This is a genomic window from Cobetia sp. PDI-12MA, assembly GCF_059507695.1.
Map to the genome: position 1 here is coordinate 579,576 of NZ_CM183351.1, position 21,434 is coordinate 601,009.

At 63.6% G+C, this 21,434-nt stretch carries 19 protein-coding genes; 9 read left to right on the forward strand and 10 right to left on the reverse strand.

Going from position 1 to position 21,434, the window contains the following annotated elements; translation table 11 throughout:
- The first annotated feature begins 94 nt into the window (after positions 1-94).
- From nosP to AC5WNI_RS02535, 3 genes are all read left to right on the forward strand, one after another.
- On the forward strand, positions 95-1,285 hold the full coding sequence (nosP, locus tag AC5WNI_RS02525) for a nitric oxide-sensing protein NosP (RefSeq protein WP_495929154.1): 1,191 nt from the start codon (positions 95-97) through the stop codon (positions 1,283-1,285).
- The gene (locus AC5WNI_RS02530) at positions 1,275-2,759 is read left to right on the forward strand and encodes an ATP-binding response regulator (RefSeq protein ID WP_495928619.1); all 1,485 of its coding nucleotides are present in this window, start codon (positions 1,275-1,277) and stop codon (positions 2,757-2,759) included. The genes nosP and AC5WNI_RS02530 overlap by 11 nt, the downstream gene beginning before the upstream one ends.
- A gap of 296 nt (positions 2,760-3,055) precedes the next feature.
- Positions 3,056-4,372 carry an Nramp family divalent metal transporter gene (locus tag AC5WNI_RS02535; protein ID WP_285460436.1) on the forward strand — a complete coding sequence of 439 codons (1,317 nt, stop codon included), beginning with the start codon at positions 3,056-3,058 and terminating at the stop codon, positions 4,370-4,372.
- 124 nt (positions 4,373-4,496) lie between these two features.
- Here AC5WNI_RS02535 and AC5WNI_RS02540 read toward each other — a convergent pair whose 3' ends face one another.
- The gene (locus tag AC5WNI_RS02540; RefSeq protein ID WP_495928620.1) at positions 4,497-5,294 is read right to left on the reverse strand and encodes a response regulator; all 798 of its coding nucleotides are present in this window, start codon (positions 5,292-5,294) and stop codon (positions 4,497-4,499) included.
- A gap of 535 nt (positions 5,295-5,829) precedes the next feature.
- Between AC5WNI_RS02540 and exaC the strand changes: the two genes are divergently transcribed.
- Positions 5,830-7,350, forward strand: coding sequence for an acetaldehyde dehydrogenase ExaC (gene exaC, locus AC5WNI_RS02545; protein WP_495928621.1), 1,521 nt, complete (start codon positions 5,830-5,832; stop codon positions 7,348-7,350).
- A 308-nt stretch (positions 7,351-7,658) separates the two neighbouring features.
- A complete protein-coding gene (gene adhP / locus AC5WNI_RS02550; RefSeq protein ID WP_285460434.1) occupies positions 7,659-8,687 on the forward strand; it encodes an alcohol dehydrogenase AdhP in 1,029 nt (342 codons plus the stop codon).
- A 188-nt stretch (positions 8,688-8,875) separates the two neighbouring features.
- Here adhP and AC5WNI_RS02555 read toward each other — a convergent pair whose 3' ends face one another.
- The 4 genes from AC5WNI_RS02555 to AC5WNI_RS02570 form a co-directional block, all read right to left on the reverse strand.
- Positions 8,876-9,367: a pyridoxamine 5'-phosphate oxidase family protein gene (locus tag AC5WNI_RS02555; RefSeq protein WP_285460433.1), complete on the reverse strand. Its 492-nt coding sequence runs from the start codon at positions 9,365-9,367 to the stop codon at positions 8,876-8,878.
- 161 nt (positions 9,368-9,528) lie between these two features.
- Positions 9,529-10,020 carry a CreA family protein gene (locus AC5WNI_RS02560; protein WP_175090202.1) on the reverse strand — a complete coding sequence of 164 codons (492 nt, stop codon included), beginning with the start codon at positions 10,018-10,020 and terminating at the stop codon, positions 9,529-9,531.
- Positions 10,021-10,093: 73 nt separating this feature from the next.
- The gene (locus AC5WNI_RS02565) at positions 10,094-10,447 is read right to left on the reverse strand and encodes a DOPA 4,5-dioxygenase family protein (RefSeq protein ID WP_487885657.1); all 354 of its coding nucleotides are present in this window, start codon (positions 10,445-10,447) and stop codon (positions 10,094-10,096) included.
- 115 nt (positions 10,448-10,562) lie between these two features.
- Complete coding sequence (locus tag AC5WNI_RS02570; RefSeq protein WP_495928622.1) at positions 10,563-11,333, reverse strand: sulfite exporter TauE/SafE family protein; 771 nt, start codon at positions 11,331-11,333, stop codon at positions 10,563-10,565.
- 233 nt (positions 11,334-11,566) lie between these two features.
- Here AC5WNI_RS02570 and AC5WNI_RS02575 point away from each other — a divergent pair, with 233 nt between their 5' ends.
- Positions 11,567-12,592: a succinylglutamate desuccinylase/aspartoacylase family protein gene (locus AC5WNI_RS02575; RefSeq protein ID WP_043333116.1), complete on the forward strand. Its 1,026-nt coding sequence runs from the start codon at positions 11,567-11,569 to the stop codon at positions 12,590-12,592.
- A 126-nt stretch (positions 12,593-12,718) separates the two neighbouring features.
- Here AC5WNI_RS02575 and AC5WNI_RS02580 read toward each other — a convergent pair whose 3' ends face one another.
- The 4 genes from AC5WNI_RS02580 to AC5WNI_RS02595 all read right to left on the reverse strand — a co-directional run bounded on the left by AC5WNI_RS02580 (position 12,719) and on the right by AC5WNI_RS02595 (position 16,357).
- Positions 12,719-13,309 (reverse strand): oligopeptide:H+ symporter, encoded by a 591-nt coding sequence (locus tag AC5WNI_RS02580; protein ID WP_217485906.1) that lies wholly within the window; start codon positions 13,307-13,309, stop codon positions 12,719-12,721.
- Positions 13,260-14,117 (reverse strand): peptide MFS transporter, encoded by an 858-nt coding sequence (locus AC5WNI_RS02585; protein WP_217485907.1) that lies wholly within the window; start codon positions 14,115-14,117, stop codon positions 13,260-13,262. Before AC5WNI_RS02585 ends, AC5WNI_RS02580 begins: the two co-directional genes overlap by 50 nt.
- A 460-nt stretch (positions 14,118-14,577) precedes the next feature.
- A complete protein-coding gene (gene dusA, locus AC5WNI_RS02590) occupies positions 14,578-15,585 on the reverse strand; it encodes a tRNA dihydrouridine(20/20a) synthase DusA (protein WP_495928623.1) in 1,008 nt (335 codons plus the stop codon).
- Positions 15,586-15,739: 154 nt separating this feature from the next.
- Positions 15,740-16,357: a TetR/AcrR family transcriptional regulator gene (locus AC5WNI_RS02595; protein WP_495928624.1), complete on the reverse strand. Its 618-nt coding sequence runs from the start codon at positions 16,355-16,357 to the stop codon at positions 15,740-15,742.
- Positions 16,358-16,653: 296 nt separating this feature from the next.
- Here AC5WNI_RS02595 and AC5WNI_RS02600 point away from each other — a divergent pair, with 296 nt between their 5' ends.
- The 3 genes from AC5WNI_RS02600 (at position 16,654) to AC5WNI_RS02610 (ending at position 20,574) form a co-directional block, all read left to right on the forward strand.
- Entirely contained in the window at positions 16,654-17,208 is a 555-nt protein-coding gene (locus AC5WNI_RS02600) for a carboxymuconolactone decarboxylase family protein (protein WP_176676161.1), read from the forward strand.
- Positions 17,209-18,171: 963 nt separating this feature from the next.
- Entirely contained in the window at positions 18,172-19,233 is a 1,062-nt protein-coding gene (gene corA / locus AC5WNI_RS02605; RefSeq protein ID WP_175090447.1) for a magnesium/cobalt transporter CorA, read from the forward strand.
- Between the two features lie 441 nt (positions 19,234-19,674).
- A complete protein-coding gene (locus AC5WNI_RS02610; protein WP_043333112.1) occupies positions 19,675-20,574 on the forward strand; it encodes a LysR family transcriptional regulator in 900 nt (299 codons plus the stop codon).
- A 19-nt stretch (positions 20,575-20,593) separates the two neighbouring features.
- On the opposite strand, the gene AC5WNI_RS02615 is transcribed toward AC5WNI_RS02610, so the two are convergent.
- On the reverse strand, positions 20,594-21,406 hold the full coding sequence (locus AC5WNI_RS02615) for an SDR family NAD(P)-dependent oxidoreductase (RefSeq protein WP_487885660.1): 813 nt from the start codon (positions 21,404-21,406) through the stop codon (positions 20,594-20,596).
- Positions 21,407-21,434 lie beyond the last annotated feature (28 nt).

Here is a 21,434-nt window from a genome sequence, read left to right on the forward strand (position 1 = left end):
ATCGTCATCTCCGGCTCCGCCACGCTCCACGGGAGGAGGGGACATGGCGGATGTCAGCAGTCGCGTGAAGGAAAGGGCGCAGCCGGAGGGCGAGATGAATGCCGTGCCATTGGCCACGGCGGCCAGCCAGCTCAAGGAGCCGCAGGCGGCGGTGGCCGAGCTGGCTCGACAGCTTGATCTGGCGCTGGATGATCATGAGCGACTGGGCGGGGTGCTGTTCTTCTGCTCGGCGGATTATCCGCTGGCGGCACTGGGCCAGGCGCTGGCCGCCACTTTCGGCGAGGTGCCGGTGAGTGGCTGTACCACTGCCGGCGAGATCACGCCCGAGGGCTATGCGCGCGGCTCCATCACCGCCATCGGCCTGGCGCGCAGTGACTTCGCGCTGGCGCAGGTGCTGATCGATGATCTGAGCGGCTTCGATCTTCCGCGTGCCCAGGCACTGAGTGATGAGCTGCTGGCGCGCTGTCGCGAACAGGCCGTGGCGCCGGTGATGGGCAACAGCTTCGCGCTGACGCTGCTCGATGGGCTCTCGAGCAGCGAGGAGCAGGTACTGGCGACGCTGGATGCGGCGCTGGGCAGCATTCCCGCCTTCGGTGGCTCCGCCGGGGATGACAATCGCCTGTCGCACACCTATGTCTACGCCGACGGCGTCTTCCATGGTCAGGCGGCGGTCGTGGTGGTGATCAACACGCGGCTGCCGTTCGAGGTCATCAGCACCCATCACCTCACGCCGCTGGTCGACAAGCTCGTGGTGACGGCAGTGGACCGTGATTCGCGCCGTGTGCTGGAGCTGAATGCCGAGCCCGCCGCCGAGGAGTACGCCAGGCTGGCCGGCGTCGCGCCCGAAGTGCTGGAGGAGGCGGTCTTCGCGCGTTGCCCGCTGGCGGTGCGCATCGGCGAGGCGCATTACGTGCGCTCCATCCAGCGTGTGAATGACGATGCCAGCCTGAGTTTCTACTGTGCGGTGGAGACCGGCATCGTGCTTACCGCCATGCAGGCCGCGCCGATTCTCGAGCAGCTCGAGCAGCGACTGGCCGAGGTGGAGGCGCGCCTGGGGCCGCCCGCGCTGACCATCGGCTGCGACTGCTTCCTGCGACGCATGGAGATCGAGGCGCTGGCGCTGGAGGATAAGGCCTCACGGATGCTCAGGCGGCATCGGGTGATCGGCTTCAATACCTACGGTGAGCAGTATCACGGCATGCACATCAACCAGACCTTCACCGGCGTGGTGATCGGCCAGCGCCGGTCGGTTGCCGACGGCATGGGAGGAGAGGATGTCGCCTGATACGCCGCTGACCGAGACGGACGCTCAAGGCGCCGAACTCGTCGCCCTCAAGGCGCGCAATCGCCAGCTGGAGAAGATCAACGCCGCGCTGATCGAGCGGGTCGAATCCAGCAGCCCTTCACCGAGCGCGCCCTACGCCGCCTTCGAGCATGCGGTACTGCTGGCGGATCAGGTGCGCGAGCGTACCGATGCCCTGCATCGCACCCTCGATGAGCTGGGAGCGCTCAATCGACGCCTCACCGCCGCCAAGGCCGCCGCCGAGGCGGCCAATCACTCCAAGACCCGCTTTCTCGCCGCCATCAGCCATGACCTGCTGCAACCCCTGAATGCCGCCCGGTTGTTCACAAGCACCCTGGAAGAGCAACTGGTGAGGCTGGAGATGAATCAATCCCTGCAGAGCGACGCCACGCCGGGCGACGCTTTGCTGGGCGACGCTTCGCTGGGCGACACTTCGCCGGGCGTCTCTACGCCCGTCGAGCTGGTGGCGCGGCTGGGGCGCTCGCTGTCAGATGTCGAAAGTCTGCTGGGCACGCTGGTCGATATCTCGCGGCTGGATGCCGGCGTGCTGACGGCGGATGTCGCCGTCTTCCCGGTGCGTGAGCTTCTGGATGTGCTCGCCGAGGAATATCGCCAGCTGGGTGCCGCCCGTGGGCTCGAGCTGCATTACGTGGCCAGCCATCTGAGTATCGCGTCGGACCTGCAGCTGCTGGCACGAGTGGTGCGCAACTTCCTGAGCAACGCGCTGCGCCATGTACCGGATGGCCGGGCACGCGGGCGTGTGCTGCTGGGATGTCGTCGCCGTGGTGACTGGCTGGAGATCACCGTGGCCGACAACGGCCCCGGCATCGCCGAGCATCAGCGCGAGGTGGTCTTTCAGGAATTCCGGCGTCTGGCGCCGCGCCAGGACAACGAGCAGCGCGGCCTCGGGCTGGGGCTGGCGATCGTCAAGCGCATCACCGGCCTGCTGGAGCATCCCTTGTCGCTGACCAGCACCCCGGGGCGCGGCGCTGTCTTCGCGGTCCGCGTGCCGATCCGTCAGTCTGCCAGTATGGTGGGGTCAGCGGCTGATGCCTCTTCTCCCGGCCAGCCTTGTGTGTCACCGCTCGCGCAGCCGCTGCTCGATACCGTTATCTGGGTGGTCGAGGATGATCGAGAGGTATGCGCCGGCATGCAGTCTTTGCTCGGGGGCTGGGGCGCGAGTGTCCACTGCGCCGATGATGCCGAGGTGCTGTTGCAGCAGGCCATGGCCGCGCCGCAGATCTTGATCGTCGATCATCAGCTCGGCGAAGGGCAGCCTGATGGCCTCAAGCAGGCGCAACGCCTGCGACAACGCTGGCCGGGGTTGCCGGTGGTGGTGATCAGCGCGGACCACTCGGCACCGCTCAAGGCCAGGGCGCGCGCGCTCGGTTTCGGCTTTCTGCTCAAGCCGGTCAAGCCGCTGCGTCTGCGCCAGTTGCTGGTCAATTGTCGCTAGCCGCTCACGGAAGTGCTGGAAGAAGTGCTGCAAGAGATGCTGTAAAGGGGGAGGCAAGAGAGCGCTGGAAAGAGATTGAGGGGGCACAAGAAGGGGCTGGGAGGGAGCGCTGAGAAAGACAATGGCAAATAGGCGTCCGTCACAGGGGCGATTGAAGGTGCCTATCGGACATCACGCTTGTTTTTAATGAGAATCAATGGCGTTTGGCGTGTATGCTTGTCACATAGCCTCCCGCATATTTCCTTATCTGTTCGCGGGTCATTGATCTGGCAGGTTTTCCCCCCATGCTGAATGTCATGTCCGATAAATCCGTACGTCATGCCGCAAGCGTGTCACTGGGCAGCGAAGGCGAAGCCTCTGCTGCCGGTGGTGTGCGCACAGCTCCCCCTGTCCGTGTCGCTGGCCGCCTGCGCCGCGCCTTGCCTTTCCTCGGCCCGGCGATGATCGCTGCCGTCGCCTATATCGACCCGGGCAACTTCGCGACCAACATCGAGGCCGGTTCCCGTTATGGCTACGCCCTGTTGTGGGTGGTGCTGTGGGCCAATCTGATGGCGATGTTGATCCAGACCCTGTCCGCACGGCTGGGGCTGGCGACCGGCAAGAATCTGGCCGAGGTCATCCGTGAACGCTTCCCGCGTCCGGTGGTATGGGCCTTCTGGGTGCAGGCGGAGATCGTCGCCATCGCGACCGATCTAGCTGAATTCCTGGGGGCGGCGCTGGCCTTCAATCTGCTGTTCGGGCTCAGCATGCTGGAAGGGGCGCTGCTGACCGGCGCCATCACCTATGCGGTGCTGGTGATGCAGCGTTTCGGCTTCCGCATGATGGAAATGATCATCGGCGCGATGATACTGGCGGTCTCGGCGGGCTTCCTGCTCGAGATCATCCTCAGCCGTCCGCCGGTGGAGCCGATCATCTATGGCTTGCTGTCGCCGAGCTTCCCGGATAGCCACGCCATCTTCCTGGCGGCCGGTATCCTCGGTGCCACCGTGATGCCCCATGTCATCTACCTGCATTCCGCGCTGTCCCAGAATCGCATCCGGGTGCGTGACAGCGGGCAGCGTCGTCGCGTGATGGGCTACTACCGTCTGGATGTCATCATCGGCATGGCGCTGGCTGGCTTGATCAACATGGCGATGCTGGTGCTGGCCGCCAAGGTCTTCCACGGCAACGGCGAGACCGGCGTGGCTTCCATCACCGAGAGCTACAAGCTGCTGTCACCGTTGATGGGGCAGGATGCGGCGAGCCTTATCTTCGGCTTCACGCTGCTGCTGGCGGGGCTGTCCTCCTCCATCGTCGGCACCCTGTCCGGTCAGGTGGTGATGCAGGGCTTCGTCAACTTCCGCATACCGATGTGGCTGCGCCGCGTGATCACCATGGCGCCGGCCATCGCCATCATCCTGATGGAGTTGCCGGAGCAGCAGGTGCTGGTCGCAAGCCAGGTGGTACTCAGCTTCGGGATTCCCTTCGCGCTGGTGCCGCTGTTGATGTTCACCGCCAATCGCCGCCTGATGGGAGACCTGGTCAACCGTCACTGGGTGACGGCCATCGGGGTGCTGGTCGCGGCGATCATCATCCTGCTCAATGGCTATGTGCTGGTCGGCGAGCTGATGTAAGGCCTATGTTCCAGGGCCTATGTTCCAGGCTCTATGTCCCAAGCCCTATGTCCCAGTGTCTGTGCCCTTGTGAGAGGCAAGAGTCCTGTGGGTAGCAGGCCCATGAAACGCCCCGCTGTGCGCCTCACTCATTAGCGCCTCGGCGGGGCGTTGCGCGTTGTGGAGTGGGTGCGCTCGCGTCAGATACGGTAGGCAGGGCGTGGCTGGCCAGCAGGATCGCCTGTACCCGGCTGGCGACCCCCAGCTTGTGCAGAATGGCGGAGACATGCGATTTGACGGTGGTCTCGGCCACGCCCAGCTGCCAGGCGATCATCTTGTTGGATTCACCCAGCACCATGCGCTCCAGCACGCCGCGCTGCTTGGTGGTGAGGGTCTGCCAGCGCTGCGCGAATTCCGCTTCACTGAGGCTCGGCGCGAGTTGAGGCGGTGGCACTGGCGCTGAGGCCGAAGCTGAGGTTGATGAGGGTGAGAAAGCCGACTGACTCGCCTGTGCCGGCCGCGGGGCGGTGCGCATCAGGCGGGCAGGCACATGGACCTCTCCGGCCAGCATGCGCGCGAGCGCCTCGCGCAATACCTCCGCCGAGCTCGACTTGGAGAGGTAGCCCACCGCGCCGAGTGACAAGGCCTCCAGCACCGTCTCGCGTGCCTCGTGGGCGGAGAGAATCGCCACCGGCAGCCAGTCTGCCTCCTGGCGCAATCGCCTCAGGCCTTCCAGACCGTGGCTGTCGGGCAGGTCGAGATCCAGCAGCAGCAGGTCGAGGTTATCGGCGTGCACATCGATGAGGCTGAGCGTTTCGGCGAGACTGGCGGCCTGCAGCAGCTCGTAGGGCGACGCCGAGGCGTCAGCGACGCTCAGACTCAGGGTACGACTGATGGCATCACGGAACAGCGGATGGTCATCCGCGATCAACAGACGGTACATGGTGGCTCCTGGCCGGTAACGGGCGAAATCTTGAGCATGACGATCCTCATCATGACTTTCCTGATCATGACCTTGCTGATAACAGCTACCCTGAGCATAACGTCACGGCGTGGTGTCGTGCCTTGCGGCCTTCGCGGTATGGCGGGCGGGCCAGCCTGATTTCCTTCCGGCGCTCTTTTCGCTTTCCCCTTTCCCTTTTCTCTTCTCTACCCTCTTTCCTCTCTTCGTTCGTGTCTCCTCGCTTTTCTCCTCCCAAGGGATGAGACGGTCTCCACCCATGGGGGCATGTCGCGATCGGCGTCGGTGGTCAAGACTGTGAGAGTCACCTGATCAAGAACCGCTTGTTGGATCGGGAAGCGGGTCAGCTCCAACGGGGCCACTGCAGAAGGGCCAACACAGGCGTTTCGCTGACACGACAACGACTTCTCGACAACGACAACGGATTTTTCAGCAACGACAACGACCTTGCAGCAACGACAACAACAGGCCGTCGATCACGAGCGCCACTCGTGAATCGGGCCAACAGGAGTTCGCCATGATCTACGCCTCCCCGGGCAGCGCCGATGCGCTGGTCACGTTCAAGGGTATCTACGGCAACTATATCGGCGGTCGCTTCGTCGAGCCGGTGAAGGGTGAGTACTTCGACAATGTCAGCCCGGTGACGGGCGAGGCCTTCTGCCGTATCCCGCGTTCGAGTGCGGAGGATATCGATCTCGCGCTGGACGCGGCCCACAAGGCAGCCGCTGCCTGGGGCAAGACCTCGGTGCAGGAGCGCTCCAACATCCTGCTCAAGATCGCGGATCGCATCGAGCAGAACCTCGAGATGCTGGCTGTCGCCGAGACCTGGGACAACGGCAAGGCGGTGCGCGAGACGCTCAACGCCGATATTCCGCTGGCGGCGGACCACTTCCGTTACTTCGCTGGTTGCCTGCGCTCCCAGGAAGGTACCGCGGCGGACATCGATGCCAATACCGTCTCCTATCATTTCCATGAGCCGCTGGGCGTGGTCGGGCAGATCATCCCGTGGAACTTCCCGATCCTGATGGCGGCCTGGAAGCTCGGCCCGGCGCTGGCGGCCGGCAACTGCGTGGTGATCAAGCCGGCGGAACAGACTCCGGCCTCGATTCTGGTGCTCGCGGAGCTGGTCGGTGACCTGCTGCCGGCGGGCGTGCTCAATATCGTCAACGGCTATGGCGCCGAGGCCGGTCAGGCGCTGGCGACCAGCAAGCGCATCGCCAAGATCGCCTTCACCGGCTCCACCCCGGTGGGCTCGCACATTCTCAAGTGCGCCGCCGACAGCATCATCCCCTCCACGGTGGAGCTGGGCGGCAAGTCGCCCAACATCTACTTCGCCGACATCATGAATGCCGAACCCGAGTTCATCGACAAGGCCGCCGAAGGCCTGGTGCTGGCGTTCTTCAATCAGGGCGAGGTGTGTACCTGCCCATCACGCGCCCTGATCCAGGAAAGCATCTACGACGGCTTCATGGCCCGGGTGATGGAGCGCGTGAAGACCATCAAGCGCGGCAACCCGCTGGACACCGACGTGCAGGTCGGCGCCCAGGCTTCCCGCGAGCAGTTCGACAAGATCATGTCCTACATGGATGTCGCCCGCGAGGAAGGTGCCGAGGTGCTCACCGGTGGCAGCAGCGAGCAGCTGGAGAACGAGCTGGCCAACGGCTATTACATCCAGCCGACCCTGCTCAAGGGCAACAACTCGATGCGTGTCTTCCAGGAGGAGATCTTCGGGCCGGTGGTGGCCGTCACCACCTTCCGTGACGAGGCCGAGGCGTTGGCCATCGCCAATGACACCGAATTCGGTCTCGGCGCCGGCGTCTGGAGTCGCGACATGAACGTCGCCTTCCGCATGGGGCGCGGCATCCAGGCCGGTCGCGTGTGGACCAACTGCTACCACCAGTATCCCGCCCATGCCGCCTTCGGTGGCTACAAGAAATCCGGTGTCGGTCGCGAGACCCACAAGATGGCGCTGGAGCACTACCAGCAGACCAAGAATCTGCTGGTCAGCTACGACATCAATCCGCTCGGCTTCTTCTAGGCCTGTCTGGCAGCGCCACCGCCACTGGTGGCGCTGCACGCCTCCCGCGATTCGTGATTGAGAAAATGACATCGATGCCCGCGCCAGATCCGATTGCTTGATCTGGCGCAGGGCAGGGAGCGCTGCGTCTGGTTTCAATGGAGAGGCAAGCTTCGCGCTGGTCTGAGTGCAGGCATAGGCGCTGGCGCATGCAGGCGCCAGCCCACACTCACCGGCGCAACTCTCCGCCGCAACTTTGCTGGTTCGTCTGTCTTGAATATCCGTCAGTCTTGAATATCCGTCAGTCTTCAATGGATGAGGAGTACGTCATGGATAGCAGCATGAAAGCCGCCGTGGTACGTGAATTCGGTGCACCGCTGGTGATCGAGGAGGTCGCGGTACCGCGACCGGGGCGTGGCGAGATTCTGGTCGAGGTCGCCGCCTCCGGGGTCTGTCATACCGACCTGCACGCCGCGCATGGCGACTGGCCGGTGAAACCCAATCCACCGTTCATTCCCGGCCATGAGGGCGTCGGCACCATCGCGGCGGTGGGCGAGGGCGTCACCCACGTCAAGGAAGGCGATCGTGTCGGAGTGCCCTGGCTCTACTCGGCCTGCGGCCACTGCGAGCATTGCCTGGGCGGCTGGGAGACGCTGTGCGAGAGCCAGCAGAACACCGGCTACTCGGTGAATGGCGGCTTCGCCCAGTTCACGCTGGCGGACGCCGGCTACGTCGGCCGACTGCCGGACAGCGTGGGCTTCGTGGAGGTTGCGCCGGTGCTGTGTGCCGGGGTCACGGTCTACAAGGGCCTCAAGATGACCGATACGCGCCCCGGCCAGTGGGTGGTAATCTCGGGCATCGGCGGGCTGGGACACATGGCGGTGCAGTATGCACGCGCCATGGGCCTGAACGTGGCGGCGGTGGATGTAGATGATGCCAAGCTGGGGCTGGCCCGCCGACTGGGCGCTACCGTGACCGTCAATGCCATGAAGGAAGACCCGGCAGCCGTCATCAAGCGCGACATCGGTGGCGCGCATGGGGCGCTGGTAACGGCGGTGTCGCCCAAGGCCTTCGATCAGGCCCAGAACATGCTGCGCCGTGGCGGCACCCTGGTGCTCAACGGCCTGCCGCCGGGGGACTTCCCGCTGCCGATCTTCTCCACCGTGCTCAATGGCATCACGGTGCGTGGCTCCATCGTCGGCACGCGTCAGGACCTGCAGGAGGCGCTGGACTTCGCCGCGGAAGGCAAGGTCGCCGCCACCGTGCAGACCGGCAAGCTCGAGGACATCAATGACATCTTCGGGCGCATGATCGACGGCAAGATCGAGGGGCGCATCGTGCTCGACATGAAGGCCTGAGGCGTTCGCTGACCCGAATCCTCACCACCGACGCCAGGCCTGCTGGAAACGGCAGGCTGCCAGACACGACAACGCCAGCCCGAGGGCTGGCGTTGTCGTGTCTGGCATGGCCGTGTGCGTGAAGCCTCACGCGGGCACTGCAAAGCGCTCTCTATGAAGAGCTCTCCATGACGGGCTCGGGCTTCTGCTTACACCGTGCCGAATTTCTCGTTCTCGCCCATGTTCGGGGTGTGGTCCCTGTCGAGGTTGGCGCGCGCCACCTCGTAGAGCTGATAGGCCTTGCTCTCCTTGGCCTTCCAGTGCTCGCCGGATTGCACCGAGATCTCCAGCAGGGTGACGTCGGGGTCATCCTTGCCTTCCGGGAACCAGGCGGCCACGAACGGATTCCAGAACTTGTCGATCAGGCCCTGATCGCGGTGCAGGTTGGCATGACCGCTCAGCGATACGTAGACGCCATCATCCTGATCGGAAAAGCTCAGGCAGACCTCGCTGTCCTTTTTGGCCTCAAACACCTTCTCGGCGCTGGCGCGAGTGAAGAACCACAGGGTGCCGTCGTAGTCATCCTGCACCAGATGCATCGGGCGGGCGTGGGGCATGCCATCGCCTTGCGTCACCAACATGCCGACCTTCACATCCTTGATCAGCTTCCAGATCTTCTGCTTGTGCTCCGGGCTCGACATCGTGTGTCACTCCTTTGCGTCATGCGAATGAAAATCCGGCTGGCTAGCCGTTGCACAAGACCTTGGAGCGACACCCCACAACTTCAAGGGATGATGGTGAAGCTTTCGCTTGATGAGTCAGCACTTGATCAATCGGCGCTTGATTCAGGCGCCGAGGTGGCTCACTGCGCTGCCGGTGCCTGCCAGGCGTCGCTGCCCCACAGCGGCACGCTGCTCAGCGCATGCTTGAAGCTGCCGCTGGTTTCCTTGGTGCTGTAGGCGATATAGAGCAGGCTCTGGGAGTCGCGATCCAGGATACGGCGAATCTTGAGGCTCTTGAGCAGCACGCTCTTGGACTTGCGATAGACCTCCTCGCCACTCTTGGAGGTGTCGATGTCGGCGATCATCTCCGCGGTGATCGGGCCGGTCTGGCGGCAGGCGATGCTCATGTCGGAGGGATCGGAGAAGTCGAGGTCCGCCTCGATGTTGCTCAGGTGGCAGGTCACGCCCGGCACCTTGGGGTCGATCAGGCTCTCGATCTTGATGTCCTTGGTGGTGAACAGGCCCAGTGAGACGTCCCCGACCTCGTTGTCATCACAGCCGGCCAGCAGCAGGCCTGAGGCGATCACACCCAGCAGGGCAGCACGAGAGGAAAGGCGGCGCAGTCGAGTCATGGGGTCTTCCTTGAGTCAGTGGGTAAGGCGAAGGCGGCAAGGCGATGATAGCGTGTCAGGTCATGAACGGGCGTCAATCATTGTCGAAGGCTGCCAGATTCAGCGTATGCGAGTTGCCCAGCCACATGACGCCCTGGGTGTGATCGAAGCGGTCGTCGCCGGTGCCGACGTGCACGAAGATGTCCAGCGAGCCGCGATTGAGCGCCAGCCACGGGACGATGCGGCCGAATTCTTCCGGGGCAAATGACAGCTGGCAGCTCCACAGTGGGTGCGGGCCCACCTGCTTCTCGTGGAAGCGGCCGACCCGCAGCGGAAACTGCCGTTCGGCCTGGCCCGCCAGCTCGCGAGCGGCGGCCAGGCCCTGCTCATCGGTGTAGTAGAGATGTGCATGGTAGTAGCTGATGCGGCTTGTCATGGAGTCGCTCATGGCGTTGTCTCGATCGTTCTCATGGGGCATTCCAGTACTCGGCCTCAAGGGCCGTACCGAGAGTTTTCAAAGGCTGGCGGCAATGGTCGTCAGGGCGTGATGGGCCTTGCGGCCCTCAGCCCCAGGCCTTGTAGATCAGCTGCACGCCCACCAGCGCCATCGCGATGATGATCAGGCGAAAGAACAGCTTCTCATTGACGCGGGATTGCAGCCACAGGCCGCTTCTGACGCCTGCCCAGGCCACCGGTACCAGCAGCAGCGAGGTGGAAAGGCTGGTGAGGTTGATCTCGCCCAGCGCCACGTAGGGGCCCAGTTTCATCAGGTTCATGCCAGCGAAGATGATCACCGTGGTGGCGATAAAGGTCTCCTTGGGGTGCTGGCGCGGAATCATGTACAGGTTGTAGGGCGGGGCGCCGGCGTGGGCGAAGAAGCTGGTGAAGCCGGCAGTGGCCCCGGCAGGAATGGCCAGCCAGCGTGGTAGCGGTTTCCTGGCTGTCGGCTTGAACAGCATATAGGCGGCGAACAGCAGCGAGATGACGCCCAGCAGGCCGCGAATCATGTTCTCGTCCAGCTCATCGAACAGTACCACCCCCACCGCGATGCCGATGGCGGCGCTGGGCAGGATGATGCGCACCTCCGGCCACAGCTGCTTGCCCCACCAGGCGCGGGAGCTAAGGAAGTCCATCACCAGCAACAACGGCAGCAGGATACCGGCGGCTTCCAGCGGCCCGATGGCTAGCGCCATCAGCGGTACCGAGAGTGAGCCGAAGCCACCGGCGAAGCCGCCCTTGGAGATACCGGTCAGGTAGGTCGAGAAGATGATCGCGCTCCAGGCCAGCGCAGAGTAATCGGGCAGTGTCAGCAGGGCATCGAGAAAATCGGTCACGGGCATCTCATGTCGAGAGGGCGGGCAAGGTGAGTCGTGAAGGCCCATTGTTGAACAATTCTGCCCGCGCTTCACCCCGACACGCTGCAATGATGTCTTTCCCTTGACGCACCAATGCGCTAAAAGGCGCATGTCGCACAGTGTTTTCTTTCGAGACACTGAGCGAATAGCCTGATCTGGTGGGCATGTCGCAGTGCCTGTCGCTCGTTGGTCGAACAATCTCTGAGGTGGCGATGTCACGCGCTCCATTTGAAATCAGCGGTACCCGCATCGCGCCGGGAACGCGGGCCCAGGTCGATGTGCCTGTCGCCAAGCTCTACACCCATGCGCCGCTGCACATCCCCGTCGAGGTGGTGCATGGTCGCCAGCCCGGCCCGGTGCTGCTGGTGTGCGGTGCCATCCACGGTGACGAGATCAACGGCGTCGAGATCGTGCGGCGGCTGCTCAAGAGTTCCAGCCTCGCACGGCTGCGCGGCACCCTGATCGCGGTGCCCATCGTCAACGTCTTCGGTTTCGTGCAGCACACGCGCTACCTGCCGGACCGCCGCGACCTCAACCGCTGCTTCCCGGGTAGCGAGAGCGGCTCGCTGGGCTCGCGGGTGGCGGCGCTGTTCCGTGAGCAGATCGCCGATCAGGCCACCCACATCATCGACCTGCACACCGGCGCGATCCACCGCACCAACCTGCCGCAGATCCGCGCCACCATGACGGGCAGTGATGCCACGCGTCAGATGGCGGATGCCTTCGGCGCACCGGTGCTGCTGAATGCCGAACTGCGCGAGGGCAGTCTGCGTGCCTATGCCAGCGAGCGCGGCGTGCCGGTCATCACCTATGAGGCCGGTGAGGCGCTGCGCTTCGATGAGTGGGCGATTCGCCCGGGCGTCAGCGGTGTGAAGCGCGTGATGCGCTCCATCGGCATGCTGGCCAAGGACCGCGACCGCAAGCCCAGCTCGCGTGCGGTGGAGATGTCCAACGGCTCCAGCTGGGCGCGGGCCTCCATCGATGGCATCGTCCAGAGCCGCGTGGGCCTGGGGGACCGCGTCGAGAAGCATCAGGTGCTGGGCATCGTCGCCGACCCCTTCGGCAACAGCGAAAGCGAGGTGCTGTCACCCGCGGATGGCATCATCATCGGCATGGCCAACCTGCCGCTGGCCAACGAGGGCGAGGCGCTCTACCACGTGGCGCGTTTCCATGCGATCGACGATGCCGAGAGCGCCGTCGACAACTTTCAGCAGCTGTTCGTGCCGGACTCCATCTAGGCGCTTCACGCCCCTTTTCGCCCTGGTTCCTGGCAGTGACAACGCAAACGCCCCGCTCGATGAGCGGGGCGTTTGCGTTGCAGCAGTCTGTGATGTCGTCGCAGCAAGATGACGACGAGTACGAGATCAGCCGTGGCTGCTCTGGGTCTCGAGCGGGCCGTCGTGACCCGCTTCCGCGCCGTGCATCCAGTCCACCAGCTTGCCGGCGAACACCAGCAACAGCAGGCCGCCGAGTACGCCGGTGATGGCGATACCGCCGAACACGCTCATGGCACCGGCTTCGCCGACCAGCGAGCCGATCATTCCGGCCAGGTAGTTGGCCAGTGCCACGAAGGCGAACCAGGCGCCCATCATCAGCGCACCCATGCGCACCGGTGACAGCTTGGTGACCATCGACAGCCCCACCGGTGACAGGCACAGCTCGCCGAGAGTGTGGAAGAAGAAGGCGCCGACCAGCCAGATCATCGAGGCGCTGCCTGCGGCTTTCTGCTCCAGCACCGCGCCGATCATGCACACGAAGCCGATGCCGAGGGCGATCAGGCCGAAGGCGAACTTGACCGGCGAGCTGGGCTCGCGGTTGTCCATGCGGGTCCACAGGCCTGCCAGTAGCGGCGAGAGCAGGATGATGAACAGCGGGTTGAGCGACTGGAACCAGGCCGCCGGCACTTCAAAGCCCATCAGCATGCGGTCGGTGTAGTCCTGCGCATACAGCGCCATCAGGCCGCCCCCCCTGCTCGAAACCGGCCCAGAACAGGATGGTGAACAGGCCCAGCACCAGGATGACCTTGATGCGGTCACGCTCTTCGCGGCTCAGCGGTGTCTTGCGATTGTTGCTCTTGCTCAGGCGTGCCTCGCGGCGGGCGCTGGGTTCGACCCCCAGGTCACCCAGGTGGCGCGGCGCGAAGATGAGCTGGATGGCGACTGCCAGCAGCATGCCGATACCGGCCACCAGGAAGCCGGCGTTCCAGCCATAGCCTTCGGCCATGGAGCCCGCGACGATACCCGACAGCAGCGCACCGATGTTGATGCCCATGTAGAAGATGGTGAAGGCGCCATCACGGCGGTGGTCGCCCTGTTGATAGAGGTCGCCGACCATCGTGGAGATGTTGGGTTTGAACAGGCCGTTGCCGACGATCAGCAGGCCGAGGCCGATATACAGCAGCATCTCGGGGTTGAGGCCGCTCATGGCCGGCGGCACGGCGAGCACGAATTGCCCGGCCGCCATGATCAGGCCCCCGATCAGGATCGCACGGCGGGCACCCAACCAGTTGTCGGCCAGTGCTCCGCCGAACATCGGCGTGATGTACACCAGGCCCGTGAAGATGCCATACAGCTGCAGGGCGTCGCCCTGATCCCAGCCCAGACCGCCACTGGTGACGGCATCGGTGAGATAGAGCACCAGCAGGGCACGCATGGCGTAATAGGAGAAACGTTCCCACAGTTCCGTGGAGAACAGCAGATAGAGTCCGGCCGGATGCCCGAACAGCTCACGGCTGTTGGCTCCGGTAGAGGAGTGTGTGGACATGGAACCTCGAAGGAAGTGTCAGCAGAAGCAGCGCAGCCCGGATGACGGGACTGCATGAACCGGCCCACAGGGCTGCAGAGGAGGACTGTGGAGGAATGGCCGATGACGGAGCAGTTGTGTGGCTGACATCACGCAAGCATGGCGTGACGATGTCGAGACCTGTTGTTGTCCGTATGGTCAGCCATTCTGCGCGAGATGTATTTGTCAGACAATCAAACGAAAGTCATGCATGTTGTTGGTATTCAAGGGGTTATTAGCTTAGATGGCGACGCAGAGTTGCGTCAGGTGGCACGCCTGACAGTGCAGTGTCGTCACTTTGCTGACTGCTGAGACGACGACACCCGGCGCGAGGGCCAGGTGTCGGGGACTGTCTTTTGACAGCGCTGCTCTCAAGAGAGGGCAGAAGAGAGAGCAAGAAAGGACAGAAGAGAGCAGAAGCGGCGCGAACAGGCCAGCTCGATCAGGCTTGCTCGACCTGTGCCTCGGGCCGCTGTTCCGGCACGCGCGCCATGGCGTCATCGATGACCTCGATGCCCGCGCCCGGCTTGTGGGCGTTCTCGGAGACATGGCGGCGGAACTGGCGACCGCCCGGCTGGCCCTGGAACAGTCCCAGCAGATGGCGGCTGATGTGGTTGAGGCGCACGCCCTCGGCGAGACGCTTCTCGATATAGGGGCGGAAGGCACGCAGCGCATCGTGGCGGCTGGTGTGCGGATTCTCGGCCTCACCGTACAGCTCGCTGTCCACCGTCGCCAGCAACCAGGGGTTGTGGTACGCCTCACGGCCGACCATCACGCTGTCGACGTGCTCCAGCTGCTCGTGCAGCTCATCCATCTGCTTCAGGCCGCCATTGATGCCGATATGCAAGGACGGGTGCGCCTGCTTGAGACGGTGCACGCGGCCGTAGTTCAGTGGCGGCACATCGCGGTTCTCCTTGGGCGACAGGCCCTGCAGCCACGCCTTGCGCGCATGCACGCTGAAGGTGTCGCAGCCGGCGTCGGCCACGGTGGTGATGAAGCGCTCGAGATCGGCGTCCTCATCCTGATCATCGATCCCGATGCGACACTTCACCGTCACCGGAATCTTCACCTGCGCCTGCATCGCCGCCACGCACTTGGCCACCAGCTCCGGATGGCCCATCAGACAGGCACCGATCATGTTGTTCTGCACGCGATCGCTCGGGCAGCCGACATTCAGGTTCACCTCGTCATAGCCCCAGCTCTCGGCGATCGCCGCACACTCGGCCAGCGCCTGCGGATCGCTGCCACCCAGCTGCAACGCCAGCGGATGCTCCGTCTCGTCGTGACCGAGGAAGCGTTCGCGGTCCGGATTGAACAGCAATGCCCCGGTAGTCACCATCTCCGTGTACAGCAGCGTACGACGGCTCAACACGCGCGCGAAGGCGCGGTAGTCACGGGTCGTCCATTCCATCATCGGCGCAACGGAGAAGGTGCGGTCAATCGGTGTCATCGGCATGGCAGTCATATCGGCTGGTGTGGGAGCAGGGGGCGGAGCATCAGGTGCAGGTGCAGGCGCTGTCGAGACAAGCGGGCGGTGATTCTAGCAGCTTGTGATGCGAAGCGCCGAGTCAGAGGGAGCCGCGAGCCAATGCGCCGCTCATGGCTCAATGCGTGTTGTTGACCTTCAGCGCTTCGATATCCTGGGCGATGTCTTCGGCGAGCTGGCGGACGGCTTCGCTTTCGCCTTCGCGCTGGGCGTAGGCGCGCAGGCCCATGACTTCGGCCTGCAGGCGACGGCCGAGGCGTTCCGGCTGGTGAGCGGGGCGCTCGGGGTCGATGAGTTCACCGGCGTCGCGGGCGTCCGCGAAGGCCTGGCGGAAGCGGGCTTCCATGTTGGCGAGCAGGGTCTCGACCTTGTCGCGGGCGGCCTGTTCACGCTCGCCGAGTTCCAGCAGGCTCTTGGCCAGCATGCAGGCGCGGGACGGCACCTCGCAGTCGCGCAATCCGCCGAGCTTGCGGATATAGGTGGCGAGGGCGGTCAATGGCGAGTCGTGGCTGGCCATCAGGCTTTCCATCTCACGCAGACTGCGCGCGGAGTAGCAGTCCAGCGCTTCCTGGAAGAGACCGTCCTTGCTGCCGAAGGTGGCGTAGATGCTGCCGGGACGCATGTCGAGCGCGCGCTCGATGTCCTTCAGCGACGTGGCATGAAAGCCCTTCTGCCAGAAGAGATTGAGCGCCCGTTCGAGGGAATCCTGGCGGTTGTGCAAGGTCGCGCGTGGCATGGCTGTCCTGACGATGGGGCTCACGAGTGACGCCTGTCTTCGCGCGGCTCGGCGAAGTGGGCAGTCTACAAGGAGCAAGGTGTTGAGTGAGTACTCAATTTTAACTTGAATGATCGCTCAAATCCAGCTAGTGTGTTCCCCGACAACGCAGTGCAGCGGTTTCCAGGCTTGATTTTGAGCGTTCGCTCATGTGTTGCCCTGCATCTTCAGGGGCGCTGCTCGAGGCTTCATGCCACTGACTGGCAGCCCGCCCCTGAGACACCGCGCATCTCGCCCCTCATCCCGAAGGAGTTCTCATGACTGATTTCACGCTGTATACCGCCGACAATGCCCCGCAGGACAGCAAGCCGCTGCTTGGCAAGTCCGTCGAAGCCTTCGGCATGGTACCGGGCCTGCACGCCGTGATGGCGGAAGCACCGGGTCTGCTGGAAGGCTACCAGGTGCTGCACCAGCTGTTCCTCGACAGCAGCTTCGATGATGAAGAGACCACCGTCGTTTGGCAGACCATCAACGTCGAGCACAACTGCCACTACTGTGTACCGGCGCATACCGGCATCGCCAAGTCGATGAAGGTGGATGACGCCATCACCGAAGCGCTGCGCAACGAGACGCCGCTGCCGACCGAGCGTCTGGAAGCCCTGCGCACCTTCACGCTGGCCGTGGTGCGTGAGCGTGGCTTCGTCGATGACGCTACCGTGCAGACCTTCCTCGATGCCGGTTATACCAAGCGCAATGTGCTGGAAGTGATTCTGGGCCTGTCCCAGAAGGTGATGAGCAACTACACCAATCACCTGGCCGAGACGCCGATCGACGAGCCGTTCAAGAAGTTCGAGTGGCACAAGCAGGGCTGAAGCTGAGGTGAGAGGCGGCGGCAAGTGCCTGACTCTCCAATGCTAATGAAAATATTTCTCATTAGTGTTGATGTCTGAGCCCGCGAGTCATATTCTGGGGTCATCGCTTCCCCGCCATGGGTAGCGGTGTCCCGGCCAGTGGAGTCAGGCCCCTGTCCGGGAGGCTTCTCATCAGACAGTTTTACGGTCCTTGCCAGCGGCTCATCCTACGGGGTGGGCCGCTTTTTTATGCGCAAAAAAAGACGCCTCCTTCGCTTGCACGAGGGAGGAGTCCGGAAGCGCTTTTCGGTTCACTCACTTTCCGTCTGCCAATGACAGGGAGGAAGGCTTGCGAGTCGAGCGGTGCTTCGTGCTCACCAGATTTGGATGTCAGGTCCCTGGTAAGCGTCTCATCAGGCCAGTCACGACCTTGATATTCTGGCGCCATGATACGTCAGCCGGTGAGGGGAGGCCAGCGACGCGTGAGATGAACGCTGACTCAATGTTAATGAAAATATTTCTCATTAGTATTGACGGCGTCTGCTGGAGAGCATAATCTGGATTCATCGCTTCCCGCCATGGAATGCGGTAGCCAGAACAGCGGAGTCAGGCCCCTGTTCGGGTTTCTCCTCATCAAGCTAGTCACGGTCTTAGGGCGACTCTCACGGGTCGCCTTTTTTCGTGTCTGGTGCTTCTTTATTCCTGTCTGGCGCTTTTCTCTGGCGCTCTATTCTGGCGCTCGATCTCGGTCTCCCTTCGGCCGCTCCCCGCTTGCCTCCCCGCTCACGCCTGTTGCGCCCCGTCGCTCGGCCTCCGCTGGCTCGCCATCTCGTTTAGAATGACGACACTCTATTCGTACGCCGCCAAGGTGCCCGGGTTTCGCTGCCTTTTCAGACGGTTGGCCTTGGTCGTCAGCCATCGCCATCGCCATCGCCATCGCTCAGTGCACAGGCGAGACCTGCGGGGCCTTTCGAGGAAGTCATCATGATCACACTCTATCGACTGCACGATGATGGCCGCCTGCGCGGCGAACATATCGTGTTGCCTGACCCGCAGCCCGGTCAGCCCGATGCGCCGCCGCGCCTGGCGGACAGCGCTGAAGAGGCGGCAGTCCTGCATGCCAGCTTGCTGGCCGATGACGAGCTGGCGCCACCGATTCTGGTGCGTAGCGATGTGCTGTGGATCGATCTCTGCGAGCCGGATGAGCAGGAAAAGCGCTGGGTGAGCGAACAGTTCACGGTGGAGCTGCCTGATGTCGAGGAGCTGGAGGAGATCGAGTCGTCGTCGCGCTTCTATCTGGAAGGCGATGGCATCCACGTCGTCTCGCTGTTTCCGCATCGCAAGGGGCGCGAGCCGCAGACGGCCAACGTCGCCTTTCATCTGCATGGGCGCCAGTTGATCAGCATGCGCCACGAGGATATCGGCCTGCTGCGGCTGTTCCGCAACCACCTGCGTCGCCAGCGACTGAGCCCGGAGGATGGCTGGGAAGTGCTGTTGGCGCTGCTGGCGATGAAGGTCGATTACCTGGCCGATGAGATCGAGGATATCTACCGGGCCCTGGAGGCGTTGGGCAAGCAGGCGGTGCACCCCGAGGCGTTGGAAGACACCCTGCACGGCATCCTGTTGCAGGAGCGCTACAACGACAAGGTGCGCCAGTCGCTGCTGGACAGTCAGCGCCTGCTGCGTCAGCTGACGCGCCATCTGCCCTCGGCGCCACGTCAGAAATCGCGACGGCAGGAGATTCGCGACATGCTGCGCGACATCGACTCGCTCAATCCACACACCACCTTCATCTTCGACAAGGTCAACTTCCTGCTCGATGCCTCGATCGGTTTCACCAATCTCGATCAGAGCCGCATCATCAAGATCTTCTCGGTGGCGGCGGTAGTCTTCATGCCGCCGACCTTGATCGCCAGCATCTACGGCATGAACTTCCACTGGATGCCGGAGCTGGACGAGGACTGGGGCTATCCCTTCGCGCTGTGCCTGATGGGGGTATCGGCGCTCTCGACCTATCTGTTCTTCAAGTGGAAGAAGTGGCTGTAAGTCACTGAAGACAGACATAAAAAAAGCGCCTGGCGTCGTGAGACAGCCAAGCGCACAAGAAACTTGCATTACAACACTGAAGATCGCCACCGAGGCCCGGGATGGGCCGACAGCGAAACCGCGCGTGGGGGCGTCGCCATGCAGACCAGTCACCGGGAATCGGTGGGATGAGCAGTGCAACTACCTGAGCGCGAACCTGGACGGTCGGGCTGCGCCACGCAGGCCCGGCCGTCGTCGGTCTAGTCCGGGAGCAGGCGGCCGATGCCGCGACGCGCCTGCTCCCGCATGTTCGTGGCGCACAGTATAGGGTGCCGCGCTTTGGAGAATAAGCGCGTACAATTGAAAACTAGGGTTTCCAATATGGAAACCTGAGAGATTGATGGGGTGTCTGGCCGGGTCCAGAGGGCCATGGCGATTGCAGAGCGAGGGAAAGGGAGAAACATGGCGACACTTGATGCATTGCGCGTTTTCGTCGAAGTCGTGCGCGCGGCCAGTTTCACGGCGGCGGCGCGCCGACTGGGAATTTCCAAGTCGCTGGCGTCCAAGCGGGTGGCGGCGCTGGAAGAGCAGCTGGGCGTCAGCCTGATCAATCGCTCGACTCGCAAGCTGCATCTCACCGAGGCGGGGCGCATCTACTACGAGCACGGCCTGCGCATCCGCGAGGAGCTGGAATCCGCCGAGGCCCGCGTACAGTCCGTGACCTCGCAGCCGATGGGCCAGCTCAAGGTCTCGGCACAGGTGTCGTTCGGCTTCATGTATCTGGCCGCGCCGACCACCGCCTTCATGCGTCGCTACCCGGATGTCAGCGTCGAGATTCTGCTCGAGGATCAGCGCTTCGAGCCCATCGATGAGTCAGTGGACCTGGCGATTCGCATGGGGCCGCTGCCGGATTCCTCGATGGTCTCGCGGCCGCTGTGCAAGGTGGTCTATGGCCTGTATGCGGCGCCGGACTATCTGGCGCGTGTCAATGCACCGCCGGTGCAGCCCCAGGACATCCGCGCCTTCGATACCATCTTCTACGGCAATTACGACCTGGGGGCGCATTGGCGCTTCACGCTCAATGGTCAGCCCTTCGATGTGGAGCCGGAGTCGCGGCTGGTGATCAACAATCTGCTCGGCGTGGTGGAGGCGGCCAAGGCCGGCTTCGGTCTCGCCTACCTGCCGACCTTCTCGGCCCGCGCGGCAGTGGAAAGTGGTGAACTGGTGCCGCTGCTGCAGCCCTACTGGAACGAGCATGGCTCGATGGTGGTGCTGTTCCGTTCACGCAAGTACCTGCCCGACAAGACCCGCGCCTACCTCGACTTCATCACCGAGTGGTTTCAGGAGCATCTGCAGCTCTGAGTCGCCTCTACCGAGAGGGTTACCAATCGATGGCCTGGCCGGCCCAGTCGTAGAAGCCGCCGCTGGCGGTGGGCGAGAGTTCGCAGGCGACGCGCAGCAGACGGCGCGCCACGAAACCCGTCGTGAATAACTTGCCCTCGGGCACGCGGGCCTGGAAGGGCGTCGACAGGCCGGTGTCGGTGGTGCCGGGATGCAGCGCGACCAGCAGCGCCTCGGGATTGCGCCGTGCGATCTCTATGGCGGCGGTCTTGAGCAGCATGTTGTGGCTGGCCTTGCTGGCGCGATAGGCATACCAGCCGCCGCTGCGGTTGTCGGAGATCGAGCCGACCCGCGCCGACAGCGAGGCGAAGATCACTGGCGTGCGTCGGCGCAGACGTGGCGCCAGCATCCCCAGCAGCAGGGCCGGGGCGAAGGCATTGACCTGATGCAGACGCGTCAGGGCCGCCAGGCTCAAATCCTCCAGGCGTTTCTCCGGCCATAGCTGCTCGCGCTCGTCATGCAGCAGGCCCAGCGCGTTGAGTATCAGCGCCGGTGGCTGCCCCGTCTCGCTCTCCCCATCCAGTTGCTGTGTCAGCCACTCCTCGAGGCGCGCGGTGCCTTGCTCGGTGGTCAGGTCGGCCTCCAGCGTCTCGAGCTCGGGATGCGCCGAAAGGCATGAGACATCGCGACTCACCGCCAGCACTTTTCTACAGTGCGGATGGGCGAGCAGCTCAGCGATCAGCGCCCGCCCGATCCCGCCGCTGGCACCGGTGACCAGTGCGCAGAAGCCCTGTGGCAGGCGCGCGAAGGTGTCCGCCGCCAATGGCTGATCTTCCAGTCTGCTGTCTACCATGAATGTCTCCCTCCGTAGTGGCCGAATG